The organism is Chitinolyticbacter albus (genome assembly GCF_024437655.1).
GTDB classification, from domain to species: domain Bacteria; phylum Pseudomonadota; class Gammaproteobacteria; order Burkholderiales; family Chitinibacteraceae; genus Chitinolyticbacter; species Chitinolyticbacter albus.
The window spans coordinates 1-5,148 of the sequence record NZ_JANBVF010000066.1; the positions used below are offsets into that span (position 1 = coordinate 1).

Here is a 5,148-nt window from a genome sequence, read left to right on the forward strand (position 1 = left end):
CAAAGCAAAACCCCCAGCCTTTCGGTCTGGGGGTTCTGGCATGGGGAGTCTGGCGATGACCTACTTTCACACGGGAATCCGCACTATCATCGGCGCAAAGTCGTTTCACGGTCCTGTTCGGGATGGGAAGGCGTGGGGCCAACTCGCTATGGTCGCCAGACGTAACTGGTTGCGTTACGACTGTTATCGTTTCGCTGAATTCGATAGAAGAAGCACTACTTCGTGATCGGCCGTGTCCGCATGCGCGCCACACACCCCACCACACTCAATTTGTTCAATCAGATTCGATTTCGAGTCTCGTCACAACACCCGAACCATCGCGGCTCAGGTTATAGGATCAAGCCTCACGGGCAATTAGTATCAGTTAGCTTAACGCATTACTGCGCTTCCACACCTGACCTATCAACGTCCTGGTCTCGAACGACCCTTCAGAGAGCTCAAGGCTCTAGGGAAGTCTCATCTTGGGGCAAGTTTCCCGCTTAGATGCTTTCAGCGGTTATCTCTTCCGCACTTAGCTACCCGGCGATACCACTGGCGTGATAACCGGTACACCAGAGGTGCGTCCACTCCGGTCCTCTCGTACTAGGAGCAGCCCCCCTCAAACTTCCAACGCCCACTGCAGATAGGGACCAAACTGTCTCACGACGTTTTGAACCCAGCTCACGTACCACTTTAAATGGCGAACAGCCATACCCTTGGGACCGGCTACAGCCCCAGGATGTGATGAGCCGACATCGAGGTGCCAAACTCCGCCGTCGATGTGAACTCTTGGGCGGAATCAGCCTGTTATCCCCGGAGTACCTTTTATCCGTTGAGCGATGGCCCTTCCATACAGAACCACCGGATCACTATGTCCTGCTTTCGCACCTGCTCGACTTGTCGGTCTCGCAGTCAAGCCACCTTGTGCCATTACACTATCAGTACGATGTCCGACCGTACCTAGGTGACCTTCGAGCTCCTCCGTTACAATTTGGGAGGAGACCGCCCCAGTCAAACTGCCTACCATGCACGGTCCCCGATCCAGATGATGGACCTAGGTTAGAACCTCAAACGCACCAGGGTGGTATTTCAAGGACGGCTCCACTGAAACTAGCGTCTCAGCTTCAAAGCCTCCCACCTATCCTACACAAGTCCGTTCAAAGTCCAATGCAAAGCTACAGTAAAGGTTCACGGGGTCTTTCCGTCTAGCAGCGGGGAGATTGCATCTTCACAAACATTTCAACTTCGCTGAGTCTCAGGAGGAGACAGTGTGGCCATCGTTACGCCATTCGTGCGGGTCGGAACTTACCCGACAAGGAATTTCGCTACCTTAGGACCGTTATAGTTACGGCCGCCGTTTACCGGGGCTTCGATCAAGAGCTTGCACCCCATCACTTAACCTTCCGGCACCGGGCAGGCGTCACACCCTATACGTCCACTTTCGTGTTAGCAGAGTGCTGTGTTTTTGATAAACAGTCGCAGCCACCTTTTCACTGCAACCTCTTCGAGCTCCACGAGCAAGTCGCTTCACCCTACAGAGGCACACCTTCTCCCGAAGTTACGGTGTCAATTTGCCGAGTTCCTTCTCCTGAGTTCTCTCAAGCGCCTTAGAATTCTCATCCTGCCCACCAGTGTCGGTTTGCGGTACGGTCAATTCTGAGCTGAAGCTTAGTGGCTTTTCCTGGAAGCATAGGATCAATCACTTCGGTCTCAATGAGACCTCGTCGTCACGCCTCAGTGTTAATAGGGATCCGGATTTGCCTAAATCCCCCACCTACACGCTTAAACCGGGACATCCAACACCCGGCTGACCTACCTTTCTCCGTCCCCACATCGCACTCAGAATCGGTACAGGAATATTAACCTGTTTCCCATCGACTACGCATTTCTGCCTCGCCTTAGGGGCCGACTCACCCTACGCCGATTAACGTTGCGTAGGAAACCTTGGGCTTTCGGCGAACGGGCTTTTCACCCGTTTTAACGCTACTCATGTCAGCATTCGCACTTCCGATACCTCCAGCAGCCTTTACAAGCCACCTTCACAGGCCTACGGAACGCTCCCCTACCATGTATCAAAGATACATCCGCGTCTTCGGTTCTAGATTTGAGCCCCGTTACATCTTCCGCGCAGGACGACTCGACCAGTGAGCTATTACGCTTTCTTTAAATGATGGCTGCTTCTAAGCCAACATCCTGGCTGTCTATGCCTTCCCACCTCGTTTTCCACTTAATCTAGCATTTGGGACCTTAGACGGCGGTCTGGGTTGTTTCCCTCTTGACACCGGACGTTAGCACCCGATGTCTGTCTCCCAAGCTCGCACTTAACGGTATTCAGAGTTTGCCATGGTTTGGTAAGTCGCGATGACCCCCTAGCCATAACAGTGCTTTACCCCCGTTAGTGATACTTGAGGCACTACCTAAATAGTTTTCGGGGAGAACCAGCTATTTCCAGGTTTGTTTAGCCTTTCACCCCTATCCACAGCTCATCCCCTAGTTTTGCAACACTAGTGGGTTCGGACCTCCAGTGCGTGTTACCGCACCTTCATCCTGGCCATGGATAGATCACCTGGTTTCGGGTCTACGCCCAGCAACTAAACGCCCTATTCGGACTCGGTTTCCCTACGCCTCCCCTATTCGGTTAAGCTCGCTACTGAACGTAAGTCGCTGACCCATTATACAAAAGGTACGCAGTCACCCCACAAGGAGGCTCCCACTGTTTGTATGCATCCGGTTTCAGGTTCTATTTCACTCCCCTCCCGGGGTTCTTTTCGCCTTTCCCTCACGGTACTGGTTCACTATCGGTCGATCACGAGTATTTAGCCTTGGAGGATGGTCCCCCCATCTTCGGACAGGATTTCGCGTGTCCCGCCTTACTTGTCGTATGCTCAGTACCACCATTGTCTTTTCGTGTACGGGGCTATCACCCACTATCGCTGGCCTTTCCATACCATTCCACTAAAACAATGACTATCACATACAGGCTCTTCCCATTTCGCTCGCCACTACTTTGGGAATCTCGGTTGATTTCTTTTCCTCCGGGTACTTAGATGTTTCAGTTCCCCGGGTTCGCCTCACATGACCTATGTATTCAGTCATGGATACCTCAAAAGAGGTGGGTTTCCCCATTCGGACATCTGCGGATCAAAGCTCGTTTGCCAGCTCCCCGCAGCTTTTCGCAGGCTGCCGCGTCCTTCATCGCCTGTGATCGCCAAGGCATCCACCAGATGCACTTATTCGCTTGATCCTATAACCTCAAACACGATGTGTTCTTGATTACAGTGTTTGCGACGTCTGAATCCTTCGACTTGTCGAATTCAGAACTCGATACAATCAAACCCAATTAAAACAAATTTGAGTCTTGCTTCTTCTATCTTGTTAAAGATCAGATACAGAGTGTAATACTCGTCCAACTGAAGCAGTCAGAACACAGTGCGCTGCACTCAACGCACTGTGTTCTGAATCCTTCCCAACTTGCTGGTGCTGGTGGAGGCAGACGGGATCGAACCGACGACCCCCTGCTTGCAAAGCAGGTGCTCTCCCAACTGAGCTATGCCCCCATCGGATCAAACTGTTTTCCCACTGACCAAACGGTAAATGGTGGGTCAGATAGGAATCGAACCTATGACCCCCGCCTTATCAAGACGGTGCTCTAACCGACTGAGCTACTGACCCAGTTTACTTCCCCGCATCGTTCGCACGATCCGGGCTCCGTATCTTCAACTTACAGCCGATGAGTGTGAGTACTTGGCAAGGAGAACCTTGCTCTTGAAAGGAGGTGATCCAGCCGCAGGTTCCCCTACGGCTACCTTGTTACGACTTCACCCCAGTCATGAATCCTACCGTGGTAACCGGCCCCCTTGCGGTTAGCCTAGCTACTTCTGGTAGAACCCACTCCCATGGTGTGACGGGCGGTGTGTACAAGGCCCGGGAACGTATTCACCGCGACATGCTGATCCGCGATTACTAGCGATTCCGACTTCATGCACTCGAGTTGCAGAGTGCAATCCGGACTACGATCGGTTTTATGAGATTGGCTCCCCCTCGCGGGTTGGCGACCCTCTGTACCGACCATTGTATGACGTGTGAAGCCCTGGTCATAAGGGCCATGAGGACTTGACGTCATCCCCACCTTCCTCCGGTTTGTCACCGGCAGTCTCCTTAAAGTGCTCAACTAAATGGTAGCAACTAAGGACAAGGGTTGCGCTCGTTGCGGGACTTAACCCAACATCTCACGACACGAGCTGACGACAGCCATGCAGCACCTGTGTTACGGCTCCCGAAGGCACCCCTCTATCTCTAAAGGGTTCCGTACATGTCAAGACCAGGTAAGGTTTTTCGCGTTGCATCGAATTAATCCACATCATCCACCGCTTGTGCGGGCCCCCGTCAATTCCTTTGAGTTTTAATCTTGCGACCGTACTCCCCAGGCGGTCTACTTCACGCGTTAGCTGCGTTACTAAGGATCGAAATCCCCAACAACTAGTAGACATCGTTTAGGGCGTGGACTACCAGGGTATCTAATCCTGTTTGCTCCCCACGCTTTCGTGCATGAGTGTCAGTATTAGGCCAGGGGGTTGCCTTCGCCATCGGTGTTCCTCCGCATCTCTACGCATTTCACTGCTACACGCGGAATTCCACCCCCCTCTCCCATACTCTAGCGAGCCAGTCAGCAATGCAGTTCCCAGGTTGAGCCCGGGGATTTCACATCGCTCTTAACAAGCCACCTGCGCACGCTTTACGCCCAGTAATTCCGATTAACGCTTGGACCCTACGTATTACCGCGGCTGCTGGCACGTAGTTAGCCGGTCCTTATTCTTCAGGTACTCTCATCCCCGGCCGGTATTAGCGGCAAGGATTTGCTCCCTGACAAAAGGGCTTTACAACCCGAAGGCCTTCTTCACCCACGCGGCATTGCTGGATCAGGCTTGCGCCCATTGTCCAAGATTCCCCACTGCTGCCTCCCGTAGGAGTCTGGGCCGTGTCTCAGTCCCAGTGTGGCGGGTCGTCCTCTCAGACCCGCTACTGATCGTCGCCTTGGTAGGCCTTTACCCTACCAACTAGCTAATCAGCCATCGGCCGCTCTAATAGCGTGAGGTCTTGCGATCCCCCACTTTCCCCCTCAGGGCGTATGCGGTATTAATCCGGCTTTCGCCGGGCTATCCCCCACTA

The 5,148-nt window shown here is 53.1% G+C and carries 2 tRNA genes and 3 rRNA genes; all 5 read right to left on the reverse strand.

From position 1 onward, the window contains the following. Positions 1 to 47: 47 nt before the first annotated feature. A 5S ribosomal RNA gene (rrf, locus tag NLI84_RS18730) occupies positions 48 to 160 on the reverse strand. 173 nt (positions 161 to 333) lie between these two features. Further along, positions 334 to 3,223 (reverse strand): 23S ribosomal RNA (locus tag NLI84_RS18735). 237 nt (positions 3,224 to 3,460) lie between these two features. Further along, positions 3,461 to 3,536: transfer RNA gene (locus NLI84_RS18740), tRNA-Ala, on the reverse strand. Positions 3,537 to 3,574: 38 nt separating this feature from the next. Then, positions 3,575 to 3,651: transfer RNA gene (locus NLI84_RS18745), tRNA-Ile, on the reverse strand. A 96-nt stretch (positions 3,652 to 3,747) separates the two neighbouring features. Continuing rightward, a 16S ribosomal RNA gene (locus NLI84_RS18750) occupies positions 3,748 to 5,148 on the reverse strand; the annotation flags it as partial.